Origin of the sequence: Paraburkholderia sp. SECH2 (assembly GCF_030464795.1) — a bacterium.
Lineage (GTDB): Bacteria > Pseudomonadota > Gammaproteobacteria > Burkholderiales > Burkholderiaceae > Paraburkholderia > Paraburkholderia aspalathi.
Window position 1 is genome coordinate 43520 of the sequence record NZ_JALPRH010000003.1, and the last position, 26209, is coordinate 69728.

A 26209-nucleotide genomic window follows, 5' to 3' on the forward strand; every position below is an offset into this window, starting at 1 on the left:
GTTGTGCGATTCACTTAGCGCATGGCAAGGGGAAAGGTTCTAATCGACCTTGCGATTTTCATGAAAAGCTGACGGGCGTATTCTCCTGACGCGAAAGCGCGCACCCGGCGCTTTCACAATCGCGAAGCCGATTGCGTCGCCGCAGCGATATCCTTCGCTACGGACAACAGGGCTCGGCTGTGTGCCTTCACCAAACCATCGTAACCTGACCCGACGGCGCTCTGACGAACGACAGAACGTCCCGCAATCTGCTTTCCTCCGTTTGGAGGACGCACCGACCAGATGACGACCAGCGTCACCGTACCGTCCGCCAATGAATCGAAGTTCTGCACGTCAACCGTTATTCGGTAGGCGATGTCGTTTGCGCGCTGTGGAACAGTCGATACGATTGCTCCCGGAATGATCTCCGCCAGATCCGCGGCGAGTACGCGGGGAATCTGACTCTTCAATGGATCGGCCCAGCGCGCAAACTCGTCGATACGGACGCGGTTCGCATCGAGCCTCGTGACTATTTGCGACCGATCGACTAGTTCGGGAACCGTAACCAGATCAATCGCGATTGCAATCGGACTCGCGCCCGGCGGCTGCTCAATATGCTGGACAGCGCTCAATGTGTAGAACGCTGGCGTCGGTGACGTTGCGCATCCGGCGGCAAGAACAAGCGCGATCATCGATACAGGGAATGCTGAACGTAGGCTCATGGCTTGTCCTCGGTTTTGCCACGGATCAGCGCTTCGGGATGGCGTTCGAGATATTCCGCAAGCGAACGGATCGAGGCGGCAGCACGCGAGACTTCGCGCATGGTGTCGGCGGTGCTTTGCTGTAAGGGCGAATCGCTTTGCATCGTGCGATTCACAGACGCGAGTGCTTCACGGGCTGCAGCCATCGTCGTTTTTGCGTCTGGCGCAATATCCGTATTGATCGTATTCAACAGCGTGTCCGCATCGCCCAGTGTCTTGCGCAGGTCCGTGGCTATTCCTTCAAAAGGAATACGGTTCAGCTTCGCGACGAGATCGGTAATGGATTCCTGAAGTCCTTGCAGATTGCCTGGCACAGTGGGCAGTTGCGGCGTCTTTTTACTCCAGTCCATGGTCACTTTCGGTGCGGAGGGGAAGAAATCGATCGCGATGTACAGCTGTCCCGTCAGCAGGCTCGCTGTTCTCAGTTGTGCCCGTAGCCCCTTTGAGACCAGGTAGTCCGCAAACTCCTTTCGCGCGGAGGATATTTGACCACCTTGGTCTTTCCATTCGTCGCGTGGGATGAGGCGCTCCGGGAAAATGTTGACCTCGACCGGGATACTGAACTCCCGGGTAGCCGGATCGAAATGTGTGTTGATCGCCGATACCTCGCCGATGACGATCCCGCGAAAGTCGATGGGTGCGCCCACGGTAAGCCCACGCACAGACTCTTTGAAGTTCAACACGTACTTGTCGGTGATTGTGTCGTGCCGCTTCGTCGCCTCGGTTCGATTGAGGAAAAGCGGGTACTGGTGCAGGGCATCGGCTTCAACTCTACTATTTGTGTCGGGCGGACTCTCGAATGCAAGGCCACCAATCAGAATCGATACCAATGATTCGGTGTCCACCTTCACGCCCGTTGTATCCACGGTCACATCGACGCCGCTTGCATGCCAGAAGCGGGTGTCGTTCGTCACGTACTTGTCGTAAGGCGCATTGACAAAGACGTGGACGATCATGCCCGCGCCTTCGGGATCGAGTGCGTAGGAGACGATCTGGCCAACCTGAAGCCTTCTGAAGAACACCGGCGAACCGACATCGAGCGAGCCGAGGTTTTCACTCTTAAGCACGAACTCCCGCCCCGGTGCGCCGGAAGCGAGTACTGGCGGTGACTCGAGTCCGACAAAATCGCGTCGCGCCTTTTGCGATGTACCGATATCCATTCCGACGTGGGAGCCGGACAACAACGTGCCGATGCCCGATACCGTGCCGCCCGATATACGCGGCCGAACGACCCAGAAGCGGGTATCGTCGACGAGCATGCTGGAAGCGTTGCGGGACATTTCAGCGCTTGCCAGTACCGTCTTGTGATCGTCGGAGAGTTCAACGTTCCTGATTACGCCAACATCGACGTTCTTGAACTTGATCTTCGTCTTGCCGGCCTCAATACCCTCGCCAGTGGAAAACCTGATTGTGATAGTTGGGCCTGTTTGCATGACGGACTTCACGGTCAGCCAGCCGGCGATCAGCACGGCGACTATGGGCACCAGCCACACGAGCTGCATGCGCCACTTCGAATGTTTGACAGCAACGGCGCTCGGAAAACCGGACGTATCCTGGTCATCTTTCTGTCCGGACAATTCATTCACGTTCTGACTCCACTGCGTCCCAGATGAGCCGAGGATCGAATGACAACGCGGCGAACATGGTCAGCACGACTACCGCGCCGAAAGCGATCGATCCGGGACCTGCGTCGATTGTTGCGATCGAACCGAATTGCACGAAGGCGACAAGGATAGTGATCACGTAGATATCAAGCATCGACCAGCGACCGACAAACTCAATGACTCGATAAATACGCGTACGTTGGTGGGGAATTTGCGGAGAGCGCAACTGGGTACTCCAGGCGAGATAGGCTAACGAAAGAATTTTGAGCACGGGCACCACGATGCTTGCGATGAAAACGATTGTTGCCAGCAACCACGACCCGGAGGTCCAGAGCAACACGACGCCGCTCAGGATCGTGTCGGAGCGGGCGCCAAATAAGGTACCGGTGACCATCACCGGCAGCAGAATGGCGGGGATGTAAAGGACCATGGCGGCGAACAGGAATGCCCACGTGCGAACCAGGCTATTGGGCTTGCGCGAGTGCAGCACTGCGCCACAACGTGGGCAGATTCCGGCGTGGACATCGGGGAAAAGCGGCTTTGAGAGCAGGCCGCAATCGTGGCAGGCGAACAGGCCAGCACGTGCGGCAGTTGCTGCTGTGATGCGTGCATTCTGTGCGTGTGAGATGCCGACGTCGCGACGCAACGTGTCGATGCGAGCCCATAGTTCACGGGGGTCAAACGCAACCGTCGTAGCGGCAAGCAGAACCATCACGGCTCCGAACGCCCACGCGCCTACCCCGGGGACGACTGTCGCGATGTGCTGGAGTTTGACGAGCGCGATCAGCATCCCCACCATCAGCACCTCAATCATTCCCCATGGTGCAACGTGCCGCAGCACACGAAGAACAATTTCAGGCTTGTGGGGAAAGCCGCCTGTATGCAGCGGCAGGAGAAGATAGATCACCGCTGCTATGTTCAATGAAGGCATCAGAAGCGTGGTCACGAACACAAGGCCCGCAATCGGCCACATGCCATCGGCGTAAAGCGCGGACGCTGCGCCGAAAAGGGTGGTTTGGACAGATGCCCCATTGACCCAGAGTTCAAAGATCGGAAAGCGGTTGGCAACAGCGAAGAGGATCGCCGCGGCTAGGGTGAACGCCAGTGCCCAGTCGTGCGACATCGGCGCGCTTCGGTATCGGTAGAGCGCAGCACCACATCGTTGACATCGCGCAGTACCGCGTTCAACGAGCGGCGCTTCTCGCTGAAGGAAGTCACATTCGTGACAGGCGATCAAGTTGTCTCTGTTCATCTTCTGCATCCGCTCGTGGAAACACGATCGAGAAACGCCCCGGTCTGGCTTTCGGGGTGAGGGTCGTAAGGGAGTAGGCATCGGCTAACTCGACGGGGTTGGGGCCGATTGGCCGTTGCCTTCGAACGTGTCTTTCTGGGAGGTCCCAGAGCGGACGATTCAGGTGAGGCCTCAGCGTAGCACTGCAAATACTCGATGTAAACCGGATAGACGGTTTGTATTGTTCGCGGAGTTTCACTGCGATCAGGGCAATACGCACGTGTTAGAAGTGTTGCGCTCCCGACGTAAAGGGTCGAGGCAGCACACGACCTGGGGCGTGTGAAAACGCCCCGATCGCCTAAAGGGATTTAATGGCGGTTAGCGCGCCGACCGCTTACGAGGCTTGGGTTGTGGAACCTGCGCCGGCCAACTTTCTTCGTCAAGAAGACGGTCGAATAGTCTGTTCCGCGCCGAATTGCTCAATTGCGACAGTCCCATCAAGGAATGAAATGCGAGACCGCTAGCCGCAAAGTATCGCAACAATGACAAGTCGAGGTCAGGCGCCTCATCCTGCAACGCCTTCATTTTCGCCGTGTCAGACGCCTTGAGGCTTTCGAGCAATTCAGGACTCTCGACGAGCGCTGCGAGAATGGCCCGTGCCACGGAATGTGGCTGATTCGAAGATTCCCGATACATTGCAATCTGGGCTGCAAGCGTTGGCTCCGCCTTTGATGCGCCTTCCTTCGCGATATATTCGCGTCCGATTTGCTCGAACTGAATCTGATGCTGTTCCAGCAGCGCGCACAGCACGCCGTGCTTGGTGCGGAACTGGTGAAGCAGTCCACCCTTACTGATACCGCTTTCACGCGACAGCGAATCGAACGTAAGCCCACCCACACCGTCTCGGGTGAGGATGGTGAAAGCGGCAGCAATCGCTTTTTTGCGGGAAATCTCCGAGCGGGTCTGGTTATCCATTATCGATATTGATGACGTTGAGACGATTGCAGCGCGCACCGAATCCGCTGGCGCGCCTCTCTTCTGTTGGTGGACAAATAGCCGGCTGCGACACACTGCTGGCGAACGGCCTTATGTGCTGACCACGGAGCAGGCGGTCTCCTGACAAAGCGTAATTGTACGCGCTCATTTTTTTAATGTACAGACCGTCTGGACGGTTTACATCTTATTCTGCCGATGCTACTGTGGCGACCTGATCAGTTCTCGCCTGAACTGAGCGCCATCTGGCACTTAACTGGGCTTTCGAGGAAACCTAAATGTTCAAGAACAAACTAGTACCGCTTCTTTTCACCGGAGTCGCGGTGCTAACCCTGACAGCGTGTGCCGGCGTGCAACCGGTGGCCTACACGGGTATCGCATCGTCATCGCAGTTGAAGCAGAACCGCGATGACGACTCAGGCAAGGTTCCCTACAAGTACGCCACTTCAGTTGCCTGGCCCCAATACACGCAGGTGATAGTGGACCCGGTTACCGTGTACCAAGGCAACGACAACCAGTTCGGCGACCTGAAAGAGGCCGACAAGGCGGCGCTCGCCGATTACATGGGGAAGACGTTCTCGGAGAAACTCGCGAAACGGTTCAGCGTTGCGAACCAGGCCGGCCCGAATACGCTAAGGATCAAGCTGACACTCACTGGCGCCGAAAAAACGACGTTACTCGTCGGGCAGTTCATGCATTTCGACCTTGCAGGCAATCTTTATAACGGCGTACAGGCAGTCCGCGGGGGGCAGGGCGCATTCAGCGGCTCGGTGACCTACTCCGTGGAGGTCTTTGACGGCACCAGCGGCCGTCTGCTGAAGGCATACGTTTCGAAGCAGTATCCGAATGCCATGAATCTGCCGGCAGCTTTTGGTTCGTTGGGTGCCGCGAAGACCGGCCTCGACAAGGGCGCTGATGCGCTGGTGGAACAGCTTCGTTAACTGGTCCGTCTACCCGGGTACCGGAACTCGCCGCAGCGATAGCGCGGCCGTTTCGGACTTCTATGAGGTTTGCGAATGCGGCCCTTTGCCGAAGTGGTTGTTTCGTTCGCGCCGCCGCCCTTGATGGTTGCGATCGTTTTCTCAGTCGCGTACCTGCTAGTGGGGATTCCGGTCCATTTCACGCGTGGCGCGACCGCCAGGGACTGGCTCGGCACCCTGGCCGGCATTTTCGCTGCACTCGCATACATCGTGCTGGTTGTGGGTTTTTATCCGGGTGTTCAAACTGCGGCACGATAGACACGCTTCTCGGACGGCCGCGAGCGCTAGCGCGATTTTCGCAAATTGGCCATGATGGTATTGATCTGCGTGTCGAAGTGTTCGAACCACACCTGCGTCGCTTCCAACTGCGCGATGACCTCCCGAAAGTGGGCTTCACTCGCTTCGACGGCGCACTCGGCATCGGCAATGGTCTCGGGGGCAGTCTGCGTGCCAATCGCAAGCGCGGCGAGCGACTCGATCTCGCCTCGGGCGCTATGAGTCTGAGCCGTGAGTTCAGTCAGTAGCGTTCTCAACATTTGCAACTGATCGTGCCAACCGTTCTCTGAACGACGCAACTCTTCGATAAAAAGACCGATGTCGGCGCCAGGGGAAATGTTTGCCAGGGCGGCGGTGCTCTGTCGCAGATGATCCAGCACGGCGAGACAACCCTCAGCGCGCTCGATCAGCCCCTTCGCCTGATCATGCGCCTCAGTCATCCGCGCTTTAAGCGACGTGGCGCGAGCGCAAAGCCGCGCCTGTAGGACAAACGTCTGCGGATTCACCTGTAAGTGTCCATCTGAAGGAGTTCGTGGATCGCGATGGATGACGCGTCTATGGGGTTGCTCAACGCGCCGCCATCGCGAGATCGCGACGGACGGTCAACGCATTGTTTCCGACGGCGCGCGCAGGCGTTCGTGTGGACTCCGTGTCCGACGTACTGAACACCAGAACGGCGTCCAGCAGCTTCGAAGACTGCTCCTCGAGGGACTGCGCTGCTGCCGCGGCCTGCTCGACAAGTGCCGCGTTTTGCTGGGTCACGTCATCCATTTGTGTCACGGCCTGGTTGACCTGCTCGATGCCCCGGCTCTGTTCCTCCGAAGCGGCGGCGATTTCCCCCACGATGTCGGCGACTTGCCTGATCGCCTGCTTCACCTGTCCGATGGTGACGCCCACATCAGTTGCCTGCTTTGAGCCGCCCTGAATCATCGCAACGGACGTGCTGATCAACTCCTTGATTTCCCGCGCGGCAGTGGCCGAACGTTGCGCAAGACTGCGAACCTCGCTGGCGACGACCGCAAAACCACGGCCCTGCTCACCGGCACGCGCTGCCTCGACTGCCGCGTTCAGCGCGAGGATATTGGTCTGAAATGCGATCCCCTCGATGACGCTCGTGATATCGCGGATCTTGCTGGAGCTTTCGCTGATCCGGCCAATGCTTGCCACCATGTCCTGCACCGCCTGGTTGCCGGCGTGCGCCATGTCCGTTGCTCCCGAGGCCAGAGTATTCGCCTGGCGGGCATTGTCCGCGTTCTGTCTGACGGTCTCGGTCAACTGCGTCATGCTGGCTGCGGTTTCCTCCAGCGACGCTGCCTGCTCCTCCGTCCGCGCCGACAGATCGAGATTGCCACTCGCGATTTCGCGTGAAGCGACTGTGACCGACTCGGCCGAGGCCTTGATGCCGCGAACGGTATTGCTGAGTTTGCCGTCCATGGTTTTCAACGCGTCGAGCAGCAGCCCGAATTCGCCGCGTATATCGACGGTAATCCGGTTTTCGAGCTTGCCCTCAGCGATCCGGTTGGCGATGTTGACTGCCCGGTCAAGTGGCCGGGTAATCACGCGCATAAGGTAAATCGACATGCCGCCCGCAATCAGTACGCCCGTGCTGAGGAGCGCGACAGTCACCATGAGCAGCGTTTTGTAGGTCGATTCACCGTCGTCGGCAAACTGCTTTGCCTCGAGTACATTTATTTTCGTGTCGTCGCTCAATGCCAGATTCAATGCGTCGGAAAGACTCGCCGTGCTGTTGATCAGGTCCGATGCCGCATCGAATTTCCCGGCTTTCAGAAGCGTAATGATGTTGCCTGTCTGCGTCATTAACTCCTTGAGCGCGCGGTCAGCCCGGTCGGCGGCCTCCCGTTCGGTCGGGTTCGATACCGCTGCGGGATAGTATTGCGGCCAGACCTTATCGATTGTTGCGAGCTCGCTCTGAGCAATCGGCAACATTTTTTCGAGTGTGGCGGGCGTTTTTTCGATCTGAATGCGCCTGAGCTTGACCCTGATGTTCAGTTGCGCCGCACGTACCTCGGAGATCTGCGCAAGCGGAACTACGGTGCCCCCGTACGTCTCGCTCATGTTCGAGTTCAGTCTTGCGAGCCCGACAATCGCCATCACGCCCATCACAGCCATCAACGTGATGCATGCCCCGAGGACGACAATGATCTTGAACCGGATGGTGTAGATGAATTTATTCATTTTGTTATCCTTCAGGACGCTTTCAGGGGACATAGTGTTGCGCCAAAGGAATTGAGGGCGCCTCCTCAGTAGGTATACGGCGACGTTGAGATACGGCTTGATGTCAGGATTTCCTGATTTTTGCCTAGGCATATCCTGCAGGTCCGCGGCGCGGTTGGATCGCAGCGCGTTGACGTAAGAGTCTGTAATGTTTGGATTTTTCGTTCCAGGCTGCTTGCACAGCTAGCTGCCGATGGAAGCGATGGTGGTTGCCACATTGAAGGGATTCATTTCGTAAATCCTGGCACGCAAAACCCGATAGTAACTATCGGTTGTATTGATCAGTACATCGACATTTCGACCTCTATCGAGTGTGATCAGGCTGACTATAATCAGCTGGTCCAATAAGACGTCGAGACCCGCTGGCCGGACTGGTTGGTGCAGTGCATTCTCCGCTTACTTGACACGCGTGCACCGTTAGCCTTTCATGAATGGACAGCCAATGTTGGGCTGACAGAACAGGCAGGGAGCCAGCCGTGACATCCACCCGCCATACCATGATGTGGGAAGCCGCCGTCGATACGCTACGTGAGTTACTCGAGACCAAGGCGGTAAAGCGCTGATAGTGCCGCAGATTACTCACTCTTCAATGGGGACCCAATAATGAAACTCGAACATTTTCCCAATCAGCGACTCAAGGAACGCGAAAAAACTGGACCGCACCTGACCGCTCAGGAGCACTTAGGCCTGAACGGTAGGATCGCTCTCGTTATCACCAACGCGGTTGGCACGATGTGGTGTGCCTATGTCTTTGCGGCGATCGCGCTTATCAGCTTGCCATCCGCCGTTCAGGGCGGCGTGTCGACGCTGATCGCCTGGATCGCACAGACTTTTTTGCAGTTGGTGCTGCTGTCAGTCATCATGGTGGGCCAGAAGGTTGCGGCCGCAGCCTCAGACAAGCAGGCGCTACAGACCTACAAGGACGCTGAGGCGCTCCTGAATATCCAGGATGAGATGCACCGGCTCATCGAGATCAATAATTCGCTAACCGAAGCAATCCACCGCGCGGTGACGGCAAAGGGAGCATCGGCGGCCGAGCAGCCGAACGTTTCCGGCGACTCCAGCAAGCCAGCGTGATTCCAGGCGAACCGCGGCAGTGTGGGCGCGTGATGAGAAGCGCGTCAGCGCTTCTCATCCTCACATCGCATTCACCACGGCAGCGAGTAGGTCTTCGTATTGGTAAAGCTCTTCATGGCTTCCTGTACCCCTTCCTTGTAGCCGAGTCCCGAGTCCTTCACGCCGCCGAATGGCGTGAGTTCCAGCCGATACCCCGGCACTTCGCGCACATTCACGCTGCCCACTTCCAGTTCGGTAATGAACCGCGTGATGTAGTCGAAGCGGTTCGTGCAGACCGACGATGACAACGCATAGTCCGTGCAGTTCGACATGCGGATCGCTTCGTCGATGTTGGCAAAGCGCATGATCGGCGACACCGGTCCGAACGTCTCGTACTTGACGAGCGGCATGTCGGGCGTGACACGGTCGACCACCGTCGGCGAGTAAAGCGCGCCGTCGCGCAGATTGCCCGCAAGCAGACGGGCGCCGCGCGACAACGCGTCGTTGACCTGACGTTCGCAGAACTGCGCGGCCGCTTCGTCGATGACCGTTCCCATGTCGACCGAACTATCAGCCGGATTGCCGTACTTCCACGCGCGTGTCTTGTCCACGACGAGGTCCGTGAAGCGGTCGGCGACGGCCTCGTGTACCAGCATGCGCTTGATGGCGGTGCAACGCTGGCCCGAATTCTTGTACGAACCCGACACCGCGAGCGAACTGGCTTCGTCGAGATCGGCATCTTCCATCACGATGATCGGGTCATTGCCGCCCAGTTCGAGCACGGCGCGCCGGTAGCCCATGCGCGAGGCGATCGATTTTCCGATCGCGACGCCGCCGGTGAAGGTGATGAGATCGATCGCGGGGTTCGTAATCAGCTCGTCGGCAATCACGCTGGGATCGCCCGTCAACACCTGCAGCATCTGCACCGGCAAGCCTGCCTCATAGAGAATGTCGGCGAGCAGATAGCATGACAGCGGCACTTTCTCCGACGGTTTCACCACGATGCGATTGTTCGTGGCAATCGCCGGCACGATCTTGTGCGCGACCTGATTCATCGGATGGTTGAACGGCGTAATAGCGGAGATCACGCCCAGCAGCGGATCGCGTTGCGTATAGACACGCCGCTTCTTGCCGTGAGGCGTGAGGTCACACGAGAAAATCTGGCCGTCGTCTTTCAGCACCTCGCCCGCGCCGAACACCAGCACGTCCGCGACGCGGCCGGCTTCATAGATCGAATCCTTCTTGCACAAGCCCGCTTCCGCCGTGATGACGGCGGCGATTTCCTCGGTGCGTGCCCGTACTGCGTCGGCCGCACGGCGCAGGATCGCGGCGCGTTCGTAGCGGGTGAGTGCCGGACGATACGCGCGTGCGAATTCGAACGCGCGGCGCACGTCTTCGAGCGTCGCTTTCGGCACGGTGCCGACGAGCGCGCCATCGTAAGGATTGCGCACTTCGATCACTTCGTCGCGGAAGATTTTTTCGCCGCCGATGCGCAGCGCTTCATGACGCACCTTCAATTGAGCCTTGATTTCAGCAACAGCGTTCATGTCTGATCCCCGATCATTGAAGATGGTTGAGTGCGATATCGATGATGTCGAAGTTGCGTAAGCGTGCCCGCTCGCCGACCGATTTCGCCACTGGCTGATTGAACAGAAGCGGCACGATCTGTTCAGCAAGACCACCATGCGAGCGCAGCGGCACGTCGAGGCCGGACAGATCGTGCTTGATCCGTCGCGTGCCGAGCACCACGTCTTGCGTTGAAATCACGATGAGGTCGCCCATGCGTGCAGGCGGAAGTTCGAAGCGCGCGCAGCCTTCGGCGCCCGTCAGCACCAGTTCGATGCCGGGTTCCGCGGCGAGCCGGCGGCGCGTTGCTTCGAGATCGGCCGAGGCGGGAAGATAGACCGTCGCGAACGATCCGAGCGCGCCGTGATGCACGACGTAGGGGTCCGTGATCGGCAGGATCACGCGGGCAGCGTCCTCGCCGAGCCACTCGTCGAAGCGTTCCTGCAGATAGATCACGTTGGGTTCACCGTCTTCGTTGTGCTTCGCATTCATGCCGTGATCGGCCGTGACCGCGACGATCGCACCCAGCTCGTCGAGCCGCTGCAGATAGCCGTCCATCATCTGATAGAACGCGTTGGCGCCAGGGGTGCCAGGGGCGCATTTGTGCTGTACGTAGTCGGTTGTCGACAGGTACATCAGGTCGATATCGCGGGTTTCGAGCAGGCGCACGCCGGCCGCGAATACGAACTCGGACAGCTCCGCGCTGTAGACGCTCGGCACCGGCTGACCGACCAGTTCGAGCAGGTTGTCGATGCCGTTCTCTTCGAGCGTTGCTTCGTCGGCTTTCTCCGCCGAGAAGCAGATGCCCTTCAGGCCTTTGCCGAGCAGCCGGCGCAGTTTGTCCTTTGCAGTGACCACCGCGACATGCGCGCCCTGTTCGGCGAAACCGGCGAGCACGGTAGGAGCGACCAGGTACTTCGGATCGTTCATCAGCACCTCGGTGCCGCTGTCGCGATCGAAAAAGTAGTTGCCGCTAATGCCGTGCACCGCGGGCGGCACGCCGGTCACGATCGACAGGTTGTTCGGGTTCGTGAAGCTCGGCACCACGCATTCGCCCTTGAGCGACGTGCCGGGACGCAGCAACTTGCCAAGAAAGGGCGCGACTCCCGCCGCGGCGGCCATCTCCAGATATTCATACGCGCAGCCGTCCACGCAAACCACGACGACGGGTCTGCGCATCCAGTTGTAGCTGCGGCCGTTCACTTCAATGGAAACCGGTGCTTCGCTCATGACATGTCCTCTTGGCTAGGGGTAAGTCGGGTAATGACGATGTGGCGTTATGTGGCAAAGTGAGGCAATACTTGACATTAAAATTGATGCTTTGTAGATTGTCAACAACAGACAACAAATCGCAAATCATCAACCGCAGTCATCAGCAGTTGCTTAAGAGGGTTGCAACACGCAGTCGTCCCGTAGCACCGGTCGTTTTCGTCGCTGGCCGCGACGCCACTTTCTCAAGGGGTCTGGAAATGAAGGAACAGTCGGGGTTTAAAGCTTGTAGAGGTCGTCTGAATATGGCGTTGCGCTGTCTGGTCGCCGCCACCGTCACGCTCGGCGCGGTCCAGTTCGCGCAGGCAAAAACGCAGTTGCTCGTCTACACGGCGCTCGAAGACGAAGCGATGAAGCCCTATAAAGACGCGTTCGAAAAGGCCAACCCGGATATCGAAATCCGCTGGGTGCGCGATTCGACTGGCGCAGTCACGGCCAAGCTGCTCGCCGAAAAGAACAATCCGCGTGCCGACGTGGTGCTCGGGCTCGCGGCCTCCAGCCTGACGCTGCTCGATCTGCAGGGCATGCTGATGCCGTACGCGCCGAAGGGCTTCGACAGCCTGACGCGCAAGTACAGCGACACGAACACGCCGCCGCATTGGGTCGGCATGGACGTGTGGGGTGCGACGGTCTGCTACAACCGCGTCGAAGCGGAGAAGCGTCATTTGCCTAAGCCCACGTCATGGGAAGACCTGACCAAGCCTGTCTATAAAGGCATGATCGTGATGCCGAGTCCGGTGTCGTCTGGTACCGGTTATCTGGACGTGACGTCCTGGCTGCAAACCTTCGGCAAGGACAAGGGCTGGCAGTACATGGACGCGTTGGACAAGAACGTCGCGCAATATGTGCACTCGGGTTCGAAGCCCTGCACGCTGGCGGGCACCGGCGAATTTCCGATCGGCATCTCATTCGAATTCCGTGGCCACGAGTTGCAGGCGCAAGGCGCGCCCATTGACCTGATCTTCCCGAAAGAAGGCTTGGGCTGGGACATGGAAGCGACCGGCATCATGAAAACGACAAAGCAGCCGGACGCGGCCAAAAAACTCGCGGACTTTATGGCCAGCAAGGAGGCCAATGAAATCACCGCGCAGTGGTGGGCGATCGTTGCGTACCCGGGTGTCGCGAAGAAACTCTCCGGTATCCCCGACAACTATTCGGAGCTGCTCGTGAAGAACGATTTCACATGGTCCGCAAAGAACCGCGACGCAATTCTCGAAGACTGGCAAAAGCGCTACGGCAACAAGGAACAAAAGTAAGGCCAGGTTCAACCAGGTCTTGACGAGGAGTGCCGGGGCGCGCGCTGCGTGACCCCCGAACGACGCAGCGACACAGCGCACGGCAGTGCGTCACGCCACGTCGACATGCAAGCGGAAGCGGAGGAGCAGATGACAACGTATTTGAGCGTAGAGCGGGTCTACAAGCGGTTCAACGACACGCCGGTTCTGGAGGACATCAATCTTGGCGTGAAGAAGGGAGAAATGCTCTGCTTCCTCGGCCCGTCGGGATGCGGCAAGACTACTTTGCTGCGCATCATTGCCGGGCTCGAAACACAGAGCGCCGGCCAGATCACGCAGGACGGCCGCGATATTTCGCGGCTGCCGCCTCAGCTTCGCGATTACGGCATCGTGTTCCAGTCGTACGCGCTGTTTCCGAATCTGACCATCTTCGACAACGTGGCCTATGGTCTCGTGAATCGCAAGATGAAGCGCGCGGCGATCGCCGATCGTGTGAACGAACTACTCGCCCTGGTCGGCTTGCCGGATGCGCAGAAGAAGCATCCGAACCAGTTATCCGGTGGGCAGCAGCAGCGTATCGCGCTGGCGCGTGCGCTCGCAACGTCGCCGGGTTTGCTGTTGCTCGATGAGCCGCTGTCTGCGCTGGATGCGCGTGTTCGTGTGCGGCTGCGCCAGGAAATCCGCCAGTTGCAGCAGCGCCTCGGCGTGACCACGATCATGGTGACGCATGACCAGGAAGAAGCGCTATCCATGGCCGACCGCATCGTGGTGATGAATCAGGGTGTGATCGAGCAGATCGGCACGCCGCACGAAATCTATCGCGAGCCGGCCTCGCCGTTCGTTGCGGATTTCATCGGCAAGGTCAATCTGATTCCGGCCGAGGTGGCACGCGACGGCAGTCTCAAGGCGGGCTCCATCGCGCTGCGCTACGGGTGCGGATCGGAGCGCGCGGCGCTGGGTTCAAAAGTGTCGGCGTTCGTGCGCCCGGAAGACATCCACCTCAGTGCGCCGGGCAACGAGGCGGACAACCTGCTGCCCGCGTCAGTCGAAAAGCTGGAATTCCTCGGCGCGTTCTGCCGGGTGAGCTTCAAGGTGGATGGGCTCGGCGAGCAGGAGATCGTCGCCGACCTGTCGTTTCATGAAATGCATCGCACCCGCCTGCAGCCGGGGTCGCGCTTCAATTTGGCTATCAACCGCGAACACGTGTGCGTCTTCTCCGCCGCGAAGGAGCGACTGCAATGAGCGCCGTTCTGATCGAGCGCCGCAGCGGCGAAGAAAGTCACGCTGAGGTGCGCCAGAAGAGCCATTGGCATGACCGGATCGCGCAGTTAGCGCTTGTGTTGATGTCCGCATTTCTCGGTGTGTTTCTGCTGTTGCCGCTGGCCTTGGTGATCGGCAAATGTTTCGTCGATGCGGATGGCCATTTCGTCGGACTCGCCAATTTCACCGGCTATCTGGTGAATTCCGGCGTGTGGACGTCGACGCTGCATTCGGTCACGGTGGCTTGCCTCGTGACGGCGATCGTGATTCCGATGGCCTTTACGTTCGCGTATGCACTGACCCGCTCGTGCATGCCGATGAAGAACGCCGTACGCACGGTCGCGTTGCTTCCGCTGCTCGCGCCGACGTTGCTGTCCGCTGTGTCGTTCATCTACTGGTTCGGCAACTCTGGCATCCTGAAGCCCTTGCTTCACGGGCATTCGATCTATGGCCTGCCGGGCATCGTATGCAGTCTGGTGTACGCCGCGTTTCCGCACGTGCTGATGATTCTCGTGACGGCGCTCTCGCTATCCGACGGACGTTTATACGAGGCCGCCGAAGCGATGGGCACACGCCGCGCGCGCAAATTCTTCACGATCACGCTGCCGGGTGCGAAGTATGGTCTGATCAGCGCGACAATGGTGTCGTTCACGATCTGCATCAACGACTTCGGCGTGCCGGTCGTGATCGGCGGCCCTTATTCGGTGCTCTCCACCGACATCTATAAGCTCATCATCGGCTTGCAGGATTTCAACCGGAGTGCGGTGGTCAGTCTGCTGCTGCTTTGTCCGGCGCTGGTTGCGTTCGCCGTCGACTTCTTCATTCGCCGCAAGCAGCAATCGCAACTCGGCGCGCGTTCGACGCCTTACCAGCCGAAGCCCGCACGCGGCTTCGACATCGCGATGCTCGGGTACTGCGGCTTCGTCTGCCTGCTGCTGTTGGCGGTGGTCGGCATTTCGGTGTTCGCTTCGTTCGTGAAGTTTTGGCCGTATCAGATGAGCCTTGGCTTGCAGCACTACAAGATGGGCCTGATCGGCGCGGGGATTTTCGATGCGTACAAGAACAGCTTGAAAATGGCCGCGTGCGTGGCGATCGGCGGCACCGTCATCGTGTTCGGCGGCGCGTATCTGGTGGAGAAGACACGTGGACCGCGCTGGCTACGCGGTTTTATCAATCTGTGCGCGATCCTGCCGATGGGCGTGCCGGGTCTCGTGCTCGGCATCAGCTACATCTTTCTGTTCAACTCGCCCGCTAACCCTTTGAACGGACTTTACGGCACGCTCGCACTGCTCGCGATCGTCACGGTGGTGCATTACTACTCGTCGAGCCACTTGACTGCAGTCACCGCGCTTCGTCAGATCGACAACGAGTTCGAAGCGGTCTCGGCTTCGCTGAAAGTGCCTTTCTACAAGACGTTTTTGCGCGTCACCGTGCCTGTATGCCTGCCGTCGATCCTGCAGATCGCGCGTTATCTGTTCGTCAACGGCATGACGACGGTGTCGGCGGTTGCGTTTCTCTATTCACCCGACACGCAACCGGCCTCCGTCGCCATTCTCAATCTCGACGACGCCGGCCAGATTGGACCGGCCGCGGCGATGGCCACGCTGGTCCTCGTGACGGCGGCGTTCGCCTGCGTGCTGTTTGCCTGCGTATCGCATGGCGTATTGCGTAGAACCCAGGCATGGCGCACCACGCGCCGTGGCTGAAACAAGTCTTCATCAAGATCGATAAGGAGCTACTGTGAACCTGCCTTCCCAGCCCATTCTGCTCACTCCCGGTCCGCTCACGACCTCAGACCGCACGCGTCAGGCGATGCTGCGCGACTGGGGATCGTGGGACGGCGATTTCAATCAGATCACCGCTCGTGTCCGCCAGCAGACGCTGCGCATCGTGCATGGCGAAGACACCCATGAATGCGTGCCCTTGCAAGGCAGCGGCACGTTCTCGGTCGAGGCGGCAATTGGCACGCTGGTGCCGCGCGATGGACATGTGCTGATACCGAACAACGGCGCGTATTGCCAGCGCATCGCGAAGATTTGCCGGGCACTCGGCCGTCGTCACCAGACGCTCGACTATCCCGAAGACACGCAGGTCAAAGCGGCTGACGTCGATCGTGCGCTAGCGGCTGATCCGAGCATCACGCACGTCGCGCTCGTGCATTGCGAAACCGGTGCCGGGGTGCTCAACCCGCTACATGAGATTGCCATGGTTGTCGCAAAGCACGGACGCAGTCTGATCATCGACGCGATGAGCTCATTCGGCGCCATCGACATCGACGCGCGCCAAACACCGTTCGACGCAGTCGTGGCCGCCTCCGGCAAATGTCTGGAAGGTGTGCCAGGCATGGGCTTCGTGATTATCCGCCGCAGCACGCTGGAGCAATGCGAGGGCAACAGCCCCTCGCTCGCTATGGATCTGTACGATCAATGGGTCTACATGAGCCGCACCACGCAGTGGCGTTTCACGCCGCCCACTCACGTCGTCGCAGCTCTGGATCAGGCGATCGCGCAGTACGTGGAAGAGGGCGGTCTCGAAGCGCGCGGCGCACGCTATGCGAGCAATTGCCGGGCGTTGATCGAAGGCATGGCCGCACTCGGTTTTCGAACCTTTCTCGACCCGTCGATTCAGGCGCCGATCATCGTCACGTTTCACGCGCCTGATGATCCCAACTACGACTTCAAGACGTTCTATACCGAAGTGAAAAAGCGCGGCTATATCCTGTATCCGGGCAAGCTGACCCAGGTAGAAACATTCCGTGTCGGCTGTATCGGGCACTTTGGCGATAGTGGCATCCCCGGCGCGGTCGCCGCGATCGCCGATACGCTGAAGGCCATGGCAATCAGGCAGGTGTCGGCGAAAGCGTTAGCCTGAGTTGGCCTGAGCATGTCCACGCGCAAAGGCTTCTTTCCGTTGGCGCGGGGAGAAGTCTTTCCTTTCGCCGCGTGGCGTTAAACCGTTGTATCAATGTGAGCAATTCATGCGTCCGTTCTGGATTGAACAAGCACTCTTCGCCGATGGTTCACTGGCGCCCGCACTGCAAGGTGCGACGACGGCCGATGTCTGCATCGTGGGTGGTGGTTTCACCGGTTTGTGGACCGCCATCCAGGCGAAGCAGAAGAAACCTGATCTCGACATCGTGATCATCGAGAGCGATCTGTGCGGAGCGGGCGCGAGCGGCCGCAATGGTGGCTGCCTGCTGACATGGTCGACGAAGTTCTTCACGCTGCGGCGTCTGTTTGGCGAGGCCGAAGCGATCCGGTTGGTGAAAGCGTCCGAAGCGGCCGTGGGACGGATTCGCGATTTCTGTGTCGAGCACGCGATCGATGCCGAGCTTCGGCACGACGGCACGCTCTACACGGCGACATCACGTGCGCAAATCGGCCTGCTCGATCCGGTGATCGCAGCACTGAGTGAACACGGCATCAATTCGTATCAACATCTCGCACCGGGCGAAGTGGCGAGCCGCTCCGGTTCGGCGCGTAATCTCGGCGGCGTGTATTCGCCGGTCGCGGCAACGGTGCATCCGGGCAAGCTTGTGCGCGGATTGCGGCGTGTCGCGATTGAAATGGGCATTCGTATTTATGAACGTACGCCGATGCTCGACTTCACGTCAGGCGATCGCGTAACCGTGCGCACGCCGGCTGGCAGCGTCACGGCGCCCAAACTGGTGCTCGCGATCAATGCGTGGATGGCGAGCCGCTTCAAGCAGTTCGAACGCACGCTTGCTGTCGTTTCCAGCGACATGATCGTCACCGAGAAATGTCCGGAGTTGCTGCAACAAATCGGCTTGAAAGACGGCGTGTCGGTGCTCGACTCGCGCATCTTCGTTTACTACTATCGCAGCACGGCGGACGGCCGGTTGATGCTCGGCAAGGGCGGCAATACTTTTGCATGGCGCGGCCGGATCGCGCCCGTGTTCGATCAGCGCTCCCCGTATGAAGCGGATCTGACGCGCAGCCTGCACGATTTCTTCCCCGCGTTGCGCGATGTGCCGGTCACTGCGAGCTGGAACGGTCCGTCGGATCGCTCGGTCACGGGCTTTCCGTTTTTCGGCAGACTCGACGACGCGCCGAACGTGCTCTATGGCTTTGGTTATTCAGGCAACGGCGTTGGACCGACCTATATGGGTGGGCAGATTCTGTCATCGCTGTTGCTCGATCTCGACAACGAATGGACGCGCAGTCCGTTGACGAAGGGACCGTTGGGCTATTTCCCGCCCGAGCCGATCCGGTACGTGGGTTCGATTACTGTGCGCGACGCGATTCGGCGCAAGGAGCGCGCGGAAGACGAAGACCGGCAGCCCTGGCTGGTCGATCGCTTGCTTAGCAAGCTCGCCAATGCCGCGGGGAAGTCGGATAAAGCCTAGTGTAATGACGGCCCCGCAGCGCCGAGCGCGGGGCCGCGTACTCAGCGGTCCGGCCCTGCTTCAGGCGTTGCCTGTATTGCCGCTATTACCAGCAGACGCGGCCCAGTGCTCGTGGGCACGCCGCATTCTCGCGAGGCCATGCGCGACGTGTTCGCGCACGAGCGCGACGGCGCTTTCCGTATCGCCCTTGGCGAGCGCGTTGACGATTTTCTCGTGTTCCGTCACCGACGTCGCCAGCGCGCTCTTTTCCGATTCGATCGCAGCCTGACGCAGCAAACCAAGCTGGCGAACGAGATGCCGATAGGTTTCGATCAGGTGCTGGTTGCCGACGCCCGTTACCATCGCATCGTGCAACTGGACGTTCAATGCCGTGTAGCGCGTGAGGTCGTGATCCTTCTTCGCCGCTTTCATCGACGTAATGATGCCTTTGAGCGTGGCGAGCGTTTCAGGCGTCATTCGATTGGCCAACGAGCGGGCGACCGATTCGTCCAGCATGGCGCGAACTTCATAGATTTCTTCGGCCTCGCGTAACGACAGCGCGCGCACCGTGACGCCGCGGTTTTTCTCCGTTTTCAGCAAACCTGCCTGTTCCAATGCGCGGAACGCCTCGCGCAGTGGCCCGCGAGACACATTTAATCGCGTGGAGACTTCGACTTCGTTCAATTTCTCTCCCGGGGCGAATTCCCCCGAGACGATGCTGCGTTCGAGCATTTCCTGCACTAGCGTCGCAAGGGAATGCCGCTGCAGCAGTTCGATGGCGCTAGACGTGGTTGACGTGGTCATGATCGGCGATTAGAACAAAGGATGGGATAACAGACCGTGGGCTTCTTTGACCATAGCCTGCCAGCTTGTCTATTGTCAACAATCGTCAACACGCGGAGAAATCCATGTCCAGTCTCGCAGCCGACAACGGCATCGTCACCGTACCCACGCAGCGCACGGTCGACCAGGCCGCCGACGCGCTTGCCTCACTGATCGAAGCGAAAAACATCATCCTGTTCGCGCGCATCGATTTCGCGGCGGATGCACAGCGCGCGGGGCTTGCGATGCCGCCGTCACAGTTGCTTGTGTTCGGTAATCCGCGGGCGGGGACGCCGCTGATGCAGGCCGTGCCGAGCGTGGCGCTCGATCTGCCTCTCAAGGTGCTGGTGTGGCAGGACGGCGATGGCAGGGTGTGGCTCTCGTATAACGCAACGAGCTATCTGCAGGCGCGGCATGGTGCGCCTGCAGAGTTGATGAAAGCTATCGACGGCATCGGCGCGCTCGTGCAGGCCGCCGCGGCCGGCTGAGCGCACGCATCGTTTCGCGTCGTTACTCGGCGCCGCGAACGATACGCAGATCGCGTTCGACACCGTCGCCCAGTGCTTCAAGCGCTTTCTTGTAGGCGTCGCTCTCATAGGCGGCAACGGCCTGCTCGTAGGTCGGAAACTCGATCACGACGGTCCGCTCTTTCAAACCTTGCTCGTGTGCTTCTTCGGCGACGCCGCGCACGATAAATTTGCCGCCGGCGGCTGCTACCGCGGGCGCTGCCAGTTGTGCATACGCGGCCAGTTTCGACGGGTCTTTCGTCGCGCGGTATGCGGTCACCCAATATCCCTTGCTCATGTGAATCTCCTGGTTTTGCGGCGTGAAAGTAGTGGTCGCGTTGCAAAGCAACGACGCGGGAATTATGTCACTTCGAGCATTCCCGCGTGCGCTTCACGAGCGCGCACGTGTTCGGCCGGTTTGCGTCCATCCGCGCCGCCGCAATTACCAATCGACATAGTTTCCCCCGATCACCCCCGGCCAGCCTTAATTAGCAAGCACCGCCGCAGATCCCTCCGCGCGTATCCCCTTGCGATAACGTCCGAGCCCCACGATTCCAACCAGCGACACCGCCGAAAGCACGCTGAAGAAAATCGCCAGCGGCAGCCACTCGCCCTTGTAGTTCTGCGCGAGCATCGTACCGATCAGAGGCGTCGTCCCACCGGCGATCGTCGCGCACAGTTGATAGGCGATCGAAATGCCGGAGTACCGAACTTGCGTGGGAAATGCCGGCGTCATGAAACCGGCGATGACCGCATAGACAGCGGACAGCACCACCACCGCGAGCGAGATACCCGTCACGATCGCGACCGGATTTTGTGTCTGGACGAGCAGAAACATCGGGTAAGGCGTGAGCATGGATAGCAGGGCAGCACAGGTCAGAAAGCGGGTCTCTCCGAACCGTTGAGCCAACAGCGCCGAAACCGGCTGGGACGCCAACTGGATGAGGGTGACCACAAACAGGCAATCGAGAATGAACGATTTCGACATGCCGAGATATCCGGTGACATACGAAATCATGAACGTATTGGTGAAGAAGAACCCGGCGGAGCCGATTGTCGTGGCCATCGCCGCCATGACGATCGGATACCACGCGGTGCGCAGCACTTCCTTGACTGGCGATTTCAGCACCTCGCGATTCTTGCGAAGCTGCTCGAACTCGGGCGACTCCTTAACACCGAGACGGATAGCCATGCCGATCAACAGCAGCACGAAGCTGGCCAGAAACGGCAGGCGCCAACCCCAGGCAACGAAGCTTGCGTGATCGAGCGAGGTGACGAGCCGGAACGATACGAGTGAAAGAATTAGTCCGGCCGGGCTGCCCATCTGCGGAAAGGACGCGAAGAACGTCTTGCGGCCGGTTGGCGCGTGCTCGCTCGCCATCAGTACCGCGCCGCCCCATTCGCCGCCCACGGCGATACCCTGGAGAATCCGTAACAGCACGAGTGAGATCGGCGCCCAGATGCCGATGCTGGCATAGCCGGGCAGCAGGCCGATGCCGGTGGTGGCGATCCCCATCAGGAACATGGTCAGCAGCAGCATCTTCTTGCGGCCGAGCTTGTCGCCGAGATGCCCGAACACCGCGCCGCTCAATGGGCGTGCAATGAAGCCCACAAAGAACGTGCCGAACGAAGCCATCGTGCTAAGGAAATGATTGCTGCTCGGGAAGAACACCTCGCCGAGCACGAGCGCGGCGGCCGTCGCATAGGTGTAGTAGTCGTAAAACTCGACAGCTGTGCCGATAAAAGCCGCGGTGGCGGCGCGCACGGGCTGATGAGTCTGTTCAGAAGGGGACATGGGGAATCCTGTTGTTGAACGCGCGGCGTTGGCTTGACCGCTGTCTTTATCGGTCGCCGAAATACGCCCGCCAAATTCGGATTTTTAATCTTCAGTATCAAAGCGGCTAATGCTTGGCCCGCTTATGCGTTGCCGCTTTCCTCAACGGCGCGGAGCAGCGCGTCACGCGCGATCAACCGTTGCGCGTTGTTGCGCTCCGGATAGTCGATCCATACTGATCCAGCAGAGGGTGGGTTCGCCTGCTGTGCTGCGTGTGCGTCGACGAGCGCGCGCGCTGCCTGCACGTCTTCCGCCGACGGCGTCAGCGCGCGGTGAATCGCGGGCACGTGTTCGGGAAACACGACGCTCTTCGATGCGAATCCGAGTTGCGTGGAGAGGTCCAGGTCCTGCCCAAGCACCTGCGCCGACCGGTACGTACAAGGAAGATCGATCGGCACGCAGCCGGTGGCAATACACTCGATCAGAAAGCGGCTGCGTGCGTAAAGCAGTTCGTGACCGCCAGGCGTGCGGCGCGCGCCGAGATTCGCCGCCAGGTCTTCGACCGCCAGCATGCAGCACTTTATCCGTGCACCCACCTGAAGTAGCGCTCCCAGATTGACCAGACCCTTTGCGGATTCGATAACTGGAACCACCTCCGTCGAGCCCGCCGGAATGCCCAGCTTGCGCTCGATGACGGCCAGCGCATCGTCGAGCGCGGCCAGTTGAGCTGCGCTCTCCGCGTGTGGCAGAAAAATTGCCCGTGGGGTGCCGCGCATGATGCCTTCGAGATCGGCATGGCCGTCGTGCTCCAGTTTGTTGATCCGTACCGAGCCGACCGTGCCGGCGCGAGCCGCCTCGCGCAATAGCGTGACGATGCGCTCGCGTGCCTGCGGCCGGTCTTGCGGCAAAGTCATCTCTTCGAGATCGGCGACGATTGCATCTGCGCCGCTTTGCAGCGCGACCGCGTGGGCTTCGGCATGGTTGCCGGGCACAAAGAGCCATGTGCGCCGGATGCCGGGTGGACGAGGCGTTTGATGCGCGTTCATGCGGCCTGCCCAGCGCGGGCCAGCATCGCGTGAAGCAGCACATCCGTGCCACGCGTGACGTCTGCCGGTAAAGCGTCTTCGGCTTCGTTATGGCTCAGGCCATCGACGCAAGGGATGAAAATCATCGCGGTCGGACAATGCTTCGCGAGGTGAATCGCATCATGACCGGCACCGCTGACGATGCGTTGATGCGGATAGTCCAGCGTCTCTACTGCGTTACTGACAGCAGCAATGCAGTCCGGGTCGAACGGCGTGGATGGACTGACCCAATGCTGTCCCACTTCGACAGTCAGGCGCCGTCTTCTGGCGACGGCATCGAAGCGCTCGCGCAGCGCGGCTTCCATTTTTTCGATCATCGCATCATCGGGGTGGCGCAGATCCACCGTGAACGACAGGTCCGCTGCGATCGTATTGCGCGATGCATTGCGTATGTGCAGTTCGCCGATGGTGGCAAGGCCCTGCGGAAAGAAATCTGCCGCGATGCTCTCCAGTTCCGCGGCCATTTCCGCGCTCGCAAATAGCGCATCGCGGCGGTACTGCATCGGTGTCGTGCCTGCGTGCGCGGCCTGTCCACGCACGCGGACATCGAGCCAGCGAATCGCCTGGCCGCCCGTGACGACGCCGATCGGCACGCCACTTTCCTCGAGCACCGGACCCTGTTCGATATGCGCTTCGAAGTAGGCGTCGAAGACGATGCCGGGCACGGCGCGCGTGCCGGCATAGCCTGTCGCGTGCAATGCCTGCTCGACCGATATCCCTGCTGCGTCGCGCGTGTTCAACGCCTGGGCGAGCGGCATGACGCCTGTGAAGGCCGCTGAACCGAGCATGGCCGGCGTGAAGCGCGCGCCTTCCTCGTTGGTCCATACGACGATTTCGATGGGTTTGTCGGTTTGAATGTTCGCATCGTTCAGCGTGCGCACGACTTCGAGTGCGGCGAGCACGCCATAGACCCCGTCGAAGCGGCCGCCCTCGGGCTGAGTGTCGAGGTGGCTCCCGCTTGCTACGGGCGCGGCGTCGCTCCGTTTGCCGGCGCGCCGCGCGAAAAGATTGCCGACCTGATCGACGGACAACGTCAACCCCGCCTCGACGCACCACTGCGAGAAAAGCGCCCGGCCTGCCGAGTCCTGTTCGGTCAATGCGAGGCGCCGGACACCGCCGCCTGCCGTGGCGCCGACAGCGGCCATGTTCATCAGGCTCGTCCAGAGCCGCTCACCATTGATCTTTAGCATCACACACTCCTGAAGCCGCGGCGTACTGACCGCGTCGGGTTCGTCGTGATGCCTTTATCCGTAATCAAAAATGATAAGTCTAATTTCTAATTCTAATCCTAAGTATAATTTTGGCGGATGATGAAACCAGTGAGGCTCATCGTGAGCAAAGACCGCCCGGACACTTATCTGAACGACCGCCTCGACTGGAACCTGCTGCGTACCTTTCTCGCCATTGCGAAGGAAGGCAGCGTGAGTCGCGCGGCGACGAAACTGCATCTGACGCAGCCCGCCGTGAGCCAGGCGCTGCGTCGGCTGGAGGAGCAGTTGGGGCTGCGCCTCGTGGATCGCCACGGTCCGCGTATCGAGGTCACGCAGGCCGGTATCGAAGTGAAGCAGATTGCTGAAGACGTGTACGGCACGATCTCGCGGCTGTCGCTGGCCGAGGTGGATCGCGAGCACGATATCTCCGGCATGGTGCGCGTGAGTACCGTCAGCGGAATCGATTTTCCGGCCTACGACACGTTTCTCGCCGAGTTCCATCGCACGTATCCGCGTATCGAACTCGAAAGCCAGGAAATGCGCAGCGCCGATGTGGTGAACAGTCTCCAGCAAAAGTCCGCAACACTCGGACTGACGCCGCGGCGCGCGTTACCCAAACGAGTCGACAGCCGCGTGTTTCTGCGTCAACGGTATGCACTTTTCTGCGGACGTCATCATCCGCTCTTTGGGCGCGACGATCTTCGGGTCGCCGATCTCGCCGGCGAGAAGTTCGTCTCCTTCACGGGCGACAAAGTAGGCGACCACCTGTCGCCACTCACGTTCTTTCGTGACGAGATGGGCTTCACGGGGCGCGTGGTCGGCTCATCGTCGAGCATGACCGAGGTGAGGCGCTTCATTTTTGCGGGCTTCGGCATCGGCTGCCTGCCGGAACACGTCGTGCGCGACGATATCGCTCAAGGCCGCCTTCAGCGGCTGCCGCCGGATGAAGGCGTGGCCGACCTCGATATCTACATGCTGTGGTCGCAGGACCGCAAGCTGAGCGCCGCTGAGGCGGCGTTTATCGATGCGCTGAATGTGTTCATCGACGGTCAGGCGGAAGGTGCCGGCCTCGAGCCTCACGCCTAGTAGCCGCGAGTCACGTCAACTACGTTGTGCAGCGGTTCGCCGCGGATCAGCCTGCGCGCGTTGTGCGCCACTTGCGTGGCGATCGTGTCCGAGCTTGCCACCGACGCCATATGCGGCGTCACGATCAGATTGGGTGCGCGCCATAAATGATCTTCGGGGGGTAACGGTTCGGTCGGAAACACGTCGACGATTGCACCGCCGATGTGCCCGCTCGTCAGTGCCGCGATCAGGTCCGCAGGCACCAGATGTTCGCCACGACCGACGTGAATCAGCTTTGCGCCAGGCCGCAAGTGCTCGAACGTGTTCGCGTTGAGAATCCAGCGGGTTTCGTGCGTGAGCGGCAAAAGACACACGAGGATATCTGTCCCCTGAAGGAATGGCTTGAATTCCTGCGGACCGGCGAAGGTCGTCACGCCCGGCAGTTCGCGGGGCTTGCGCGCCCAGCCGCGTACCGCAAAGCCGAAGCGCCGCAAATCCGTCGCCACGCGGCTGCCGATTTCTCCCAGTCCCATGATGCCGACGGCGCATTCGGAAGCATCACGCTGGTCGTCGCGAAACCAGCGGTTAAGACGCTGATTGGCCAGCACACGGTCGAGTTGACGATGAAAGTGCAGCACCCCCCACGTGACGAATTCGCTCATTCCGCGTGCGTGTTGCGGATCGACGACCCGGCACAGCGGCACGGCGGGCAGGGCAGGGTCGGACAGAATGTTGTCCACACCCGCAGCGATGCTATGCACGAGCCGTAGTTTTGGCAACTCCGCCAGCGCGCCGGCCGGCGGGTTCCAGCACACGGCGATGTCAGCATCGCCGCTGGACCGCTCGCCGTGCATCACGACATCGAATTCAGGGGCGGCGCGCAGAATCGGCTGCACCAGGTGTGACATGTCGAAGTCACGGCTCATCAGAACTAATTTGGTCATTGCATCGAATCG

The 26209-nt window shown here is 60.0% G+C and carries 24 protein-coding genes; 10 read left to right on the top strand and 14 right to left on the bottom strand.

Annotation, left to right across the window (positions count from 1 at the left end; all coding sequences use genetic code 11):
* Positions 1-113: 113 nt before the first annotated feature.
* From M0D66_RS07345 to M0D66_RS07360, 4 genes are all read right to left on the bottom strand, one after another.
* Positions 114-701 carry a membrane integrity-associated transporter subunit PqiC gene (locus M0D66_RS07345; protein WP_266210442.1) on the bottom strand — a complete coding sequence of 196 codons (588 nt, stop codon included), beginning with the start codon at positions 699-701 and terminating at the stop codon, positions 114-116.
* Positions 698-2242 (bottom strand): intermembrane transport protein PqiB, encoded by a 1545-nt coding sequence (locus M0D66_RS07350; RefSeq protein ID WP_266210627.1) that lies wholly within the window; start codon positions 2240-2242, stop codon positions 698-700. The genes M0D66_RS07345 and M0D66_RS07350 overlap by 4 nt, the downstream gene beginning before the upstream one ends.
* 76 nt (positions 2243-2318) lie before the next feature.
* Positions 2319-3596: a paraquat-inducible protein A gene (locus M0D66_RS07355; protein WP_266210443.1), complete on the bottom strand. Its 1278-nt coding sequence runs from the start codon at positions 3594-3596 to the stop codon at positions 2319-2321.
* A gap of 357 nt (positions 3597-3953) precedes the next feature.
* Entirely contained in the window at positions 3954-4550 is a 597-nt protein-coding gene (locus M0D66_RS07360; protein ID WP_093641439.1) for a TetR/AcrR family transcriptional regulator, read from the bottom strand.
* 296 nt (positions 4551-4846) lie between these two features.
* Between M0D66_RS07360 and M0D66_RS07365 the strand changes: the two genes are divergently transcribed.
* Positions 4847-5509, top strand: coding sequence for a DUF3313 domain-containing protein (locus tag M0D66_RS07365; RefSeq protein WP_266210444.1), 663 nt, complete (start codon positions 4847-4849; stop codon positions 5507-5509).
* 75 nt (positions 5510-5584) lie between these two features.
* Positions 5585-5806, top strand: a complete 222-nt coding sequence (locus M0D66_RS07370; RefSeq protein WP_093641434.1) for a hypothetical protein — start codon at positions 5585-5587, stop codon at positions 5804-5806.
* 26 nt (positions 5807-5832) lie between these two features.
* Here M0D66_RS07370 and M0D66_RS07375 read toward each other — a convergent pair whose 3' ends face one another.
* Both M0D66_RS07375 and M0D66_RS07380 read right to left on the bottom strand, forming a co-directional pair.
* Positions 5833-6204, bottom strand: a complete 372-nt coding sequence (locus M0D66_RS07375; protein WP_266210445.1) for a hypothetical protein — start codon at positions 6202-6204, stop codon at positions 5833-5835.
* A gap of 187 nt (positions 6205-6391) precedes the next feature.
* Complete coding sequence (locus M0D66_RS07380; protein WP_266210446.1) at positions 6392-8020, bottom strand: methyl-accepting chemotaxis protein; 1629 nt, start codon at positions 8018-8020, stop codon at positions 6392-6394.
* Between the two features lie 642 nt (positions 8021-8662).
* Between M0D66_RS07380 and M0D66_RS07385 the strand changes: the two genes are divergently transcribed.
* Positions 8663-9136 carry a hypothetical protein gene (locus M0D66_RS07385; RefSeq protein ID WP_200618501.1) on the top strand — a complete coding sequence of 158 codons (474 nt, stop codon included), beginning with the start codon at positions 8663-8665 and terminating at the stop codon, positions 9134-9136.
* Positions 9137-9207: 71 nt separating this feature from the next.
* On the opposite strand, the gene phnY is transcribed toward M0D66_RS07385, so the two are convergent.
* Together phnY and phnA are read right to left on the bottom strand one after the other, a co-directional pair.
* Positions 9208-10662, bottom strand: a complete 1455-nt coding sequence (gene phnY, locus M0D66_RS07390; RefSeq protein WP_266210447.1) for a phosphonoacetaldehyde dehydrogenase — start codon at positions 10660-10662, stop codon at positions 9208-9210.
* Positions 10663-10675: 13 nt separating this feature from the next.
* A complete protein-coding gene (gene phnA, locus M0D66_RS07395) occupies positions 10676-11911 on the bottom strand; it encodes a phosphonoacetate hydrolase (RefSeq protein WP_266210448.1) in 1236 nt (411 codons plus the stop codon).
* A 284-nt stretch (positions 11912-12195) separates the two neighbouring features.
* Between phnA and M0D66_RS07400 the strand changes: the two genes are divergently transcribed.
* The 5 genes from M0D66_RS07400 (at position 12196) to M0D66_RS07420 (ending at position 18811) form a co-directional block, all read left to right on the top strand.
* Entirely contained in the window at positions 12196-13206 is a 1011-nt protein-coding gene (locus M0D66_RS07400; RefSeq protein ID WP_244179471.1) for a putative 2-aminoethylphosphonate ABC transporter substrate-binding protein, read from the top strand.
* A 129-nt stretch (positions 13207-13335) separates the two neighbouring features.
* Complete coding sequence (locus tag M0D66_RS07405) at positions 13336-14427, top strand: putative 2-aminoethylphosphonate ABC transporter ATP-binding protein (protein ID WP_200566933.1); 1092 nt, start codon at positions 13336-13338, stop codon at positions 14425-14427.
* Positions 14424-16151, top strand: coding sequence for a putative 2-aminoethylphosphonate ABC transporter permease subunit (locus M0D66_RS07410; protein WP_266210449.1), 1728 nt, complete (start codon positions 14424-14426; stop codon positions 16149-16151). The genes M0D66_RS07405 and M0D66_RS07410 overlap by 4 nt, the downstream gene beginning before the upstream one ends.
* A gap of 34 nt (positions 16152-16185) precedes the next feature.
* On the top strand, positions 16186-17316 hold the full coding sequence (locus M0D66_RS07415; RefSeq protein WP_256457561.1) for a 2-aminoethylphosphonate--pyruvate transaminase: 1131 nt from the start codon (positions 16186-16188) through the stop codon (positions 17314-17316).
* A gap of 106 nt (positions 17317-17422) precedes the next feature.
* Complete coding sequence (locus tag M0D66_RS07420; protein WP_200618494.1) at positions 17423-18811, top strand: FAD-dependent oxidoreductase; 1389 nt, start codon at positions 17423-17425, stop codon at positions 18809-18811.
* 60 nt (positions 18812-18871) lie between these two features.
* On the opposite strand, the gene M0D66_RS07425 is transcribed toward M0D66_RS07420, so the two are convergent.
* Positions 18872-19594 (bottom strand): phosphonate utilization associated transcriptional regulator, encoded by a 723-nt coding sequence (locus M0D66_RS07425; RefSeq protein WP_093641411.1) that lies wholly within the window; start codon positions 19592-19594, stop codon positions 18872-18874.
* 104 nt (positions 19595-19698) lie between these two features.
* Between M0D66_RS07425 and M0D66_RS07430 the strand changes: the two genes are divergently transcribed.
* Positions 19699-20100 (top strand): DUF302 domain-containing protein, encoded by a 402-nt coding sequence (locus M0D66_RS07430; RefSeq protein WP_093641408.1) that lies wholly within the window; start codon positions 19699-19701, stop codon positions 20098-20100.
* A 22-nt stretch (positions 20101-20122) separates the two neighbouring features.
* Here M0D66_RS07430 and M0D66_RS07435 read toward each other — a convergent pair whose 3' ends face one another.
* From M0D66_RS07435 to M0D66_RS07450, 4 genes are all read right to left on the bottom strand, one after another.
* A complete protein-coding gene (locus tag M0D66_RS07435) occupies positions 20123-20416 on the bottom strand; it encodes a DUF1330 domain-containing protein (protein WP_054039434.1) in 294 nt (97 codons plus the stop codon).
* Between the two features lie 186 nt (positions 20417-20602).
* A complete protein-coding gene (locus tag M0D66_RS07440; RefSeq protein WP_093641405.1) occupies positions 20603-21913 on the bottom strand; it encodes an MFS transporter in 1311 nt (436 codons plus the stop codon).
* 122 nt (positions 21914-22035) lie between these two features.
* Positions 22036-22938, bottom strand: coding sequence for a CoA ester lyase (locus tag M0D66_RS07445; RefSeq protein ID WP_266210450.1), 903 nt, complete (start codon positions 22936-22938; stop codon positions 22036-22038).
* The gene (locus M0D66_RS07450; RefSeq protein WP_266210451.1) at positions 22935-24167 is read right to left on the bottom strand and encodes a Zn-dependent hydrolase; all 1233 of its coding nucleotides are present in this window, start codon (positions 24165-24167) and stop codon (positions 22935-22937) included. Before M0D66_RS07450 ends, M0D66_RS07445 begins: the two co-directional genes overlap by 4 nt.
* 141 nt (positions 24168-24308) lie before the next feature.
* On the opposite strand from M0D66_RS07450, the gene M0D66_RS07455 reads away from it, so the two are divergent.
* A complete protein-coding gene (locus M0D66_RS07455) occupies positions 24309-25274 on the top strand; it encodes a LysR family transcriptional regulator (protein WP_244179470.1) in 966 nt (321 codons plus the stop codon).
* Here the strand turns inward: M0D66_RS07455 and M0D66_RS07460 are convergent.
* Positions 25271-26197, bottom strand: coding sequence for a glyoxylate/hydroxypyruvate reductase A (locus M0D66_RS07460; RefSeq protein WP_266210452.1), 927 nt, complete (start codon positions 26195-26197; stop codon positions 25271-25273). The genes M0D66_RS07455 and M0D66_RS07460 overlap by 4 nt on opposite strands.
* Positions 26198-26209: the final 12 nt, after the last annotated feature.

Excerpts from the sequence above, each read along its gene's own strand:
- M0D66_RS07345 (WP_266210442.1), bottom strand. The coding sequence starts at position 701 with ATGAGCCTACGTTCAGCATTCCCTGTATCGATGATCGCGCTTGTTCTT.
- M0D66_RS07350 (WP_266210627.1), bottom strand. The coding sequence starts at position 2,242 with ATGCAGCTCGTGTGGCTGGTGCCCATAGTCGCCGTGCTGATCGCCGGC.
- M0D66_RS07355 (WP_266210443.1), bottom strand. The coding sequence starts at position 3,596 with ATGAACAGAGACAACTTGATCGCCTGTCACGAATGTGACTTCCTTCAG.
- M0D66_RS07360 (WP_093641439.1), bottom strand. The coding sequence starts at position 4,550 with ATGGATAACCAGACCCGCTCGGAGATTTCCCGCAAAAAAGCGATTGCT.
- M0D66_RS07365 (WP_266210444.1), top strand. The coding sequence starts at position 4,847 with ATGTTCAAGAACAAACTAGTACCGCTTCTTTTCACCGGAGTCGCGGTG.
- M0D66_RS07370 (WP_093641434.1), top strand. The coding sequence starts at position 5,585 with ATGCGGCCCTTTGCCGAAGTGGTTGTTTCGTTCGCGCCGCCGCCCTTG.
- M0D66_RS07380 (WP_266210446.1), bottom strand. The coding sequence starts at position 8,020 with ATGAATAAATTCATCTACACCATCCGGTTCAAGATCATTGTCGTCCTC.
- M0D66_RS07385 (WP_200618501.1), top strand. The coding sequence starts at position 8,663 with ATGAAACTCGAACATTTTCCCAATCAGCGACTCAAGGAACGCGAAAAA.
- phnY (WP_266210447.1), bottom strand. The coding sequence starts at position 10,662 with ATGAACGCTGTTGCTGAAATCAAGGCTCAATTGAAGGTGCGTCATGAA.
- phnA (WP_266210448.1), bottom strand. The coding sequence starts at position 11,911 with ATGAGCGAAGCACCGGTTTCCATTGAAGTGAACGGCCGCAGCTACAAC.
- M0D66_RS07400 (WP_244179471.1), top strand. The coding sequence starts at position 12,196 with ATGGCGTTGCGCTGTCTGGTCGCCGCCACCGTCACGCTCGGCGCGGTC.
- M0D66_RS07405 (WP_200566933.1), top strand. The coding sequence starts at position 13,336 with ATGACAACGTATTTGAGCGTAGAGCGGGTCTACAAGCGGTTCAACGAC.
- M0D66_RS07410 (WP_266210449.1), top strand. The coding sequence starts at position 14,424 with ATGAGCGCCGTTCTGATCGAGCGCCGCAGCGGCGAAGAAAGTCACGCT.
- M0D66_RS07420 (WP_200618494.1), top strand. The coding sequence starts at position 17,423 with ATGCGTCCGTTCTGGATTGAACAAGCACTCTTCGCCGATGGTTCACTG.
- M0D66_RS07425 (WP_093641411.1), bottom strand. The coding sequence starts at position 19,594 with ATGACCACGTCAACCACGTCTAGCGCCATCGAACTGCTGCAGCGGCAT.
- M0D66_RS07430 (WP_093641408.1), top strand. The coding sequence starts at position 19,699 with ATGTCCAGTCTCGCAGCCGACAACGGCATCGTCACCGTACCCACGCAG.
- M0D66_RS07435 (WP_054039434.1), bottom strand. The coding sequence starts at position 20,416 with ATGAGCAAGGGATATTGGGTGACCGCATACCGCGCGACGAAAGACCCG.
- M0D66_RS07440 (WP_093641405.1), bottom strand. The coding sequence starts at position 21,913 with ATGTCCCCTTCTGAACAGACTCATCAGCCCGTGCGCGCCGCCACCGCG.
- M0D66_RS07445 (WP_266210450.1), bottom strand. The coding sequence starts at position 22,938 with ATGAACGCGCATCAAACGCCTCGTCCACCCGGCATCCGGCGCACATGG.
- M0D66_RS07450 (WP_266210451.1), bottom strand. The coding sequence starts at position 24,167 with ATGCTAAAGATCAATGGTGAGCGGCTCTGGACGAGCCTGATGAACATG.
- M0D66_RS07460 (WP_266210452.1), bottom strand. The coding sequence starts at position 26,197 with ATGACCAAATTAGTTCTGATGAGCCGTGACTTCGACATGTCACACCTG.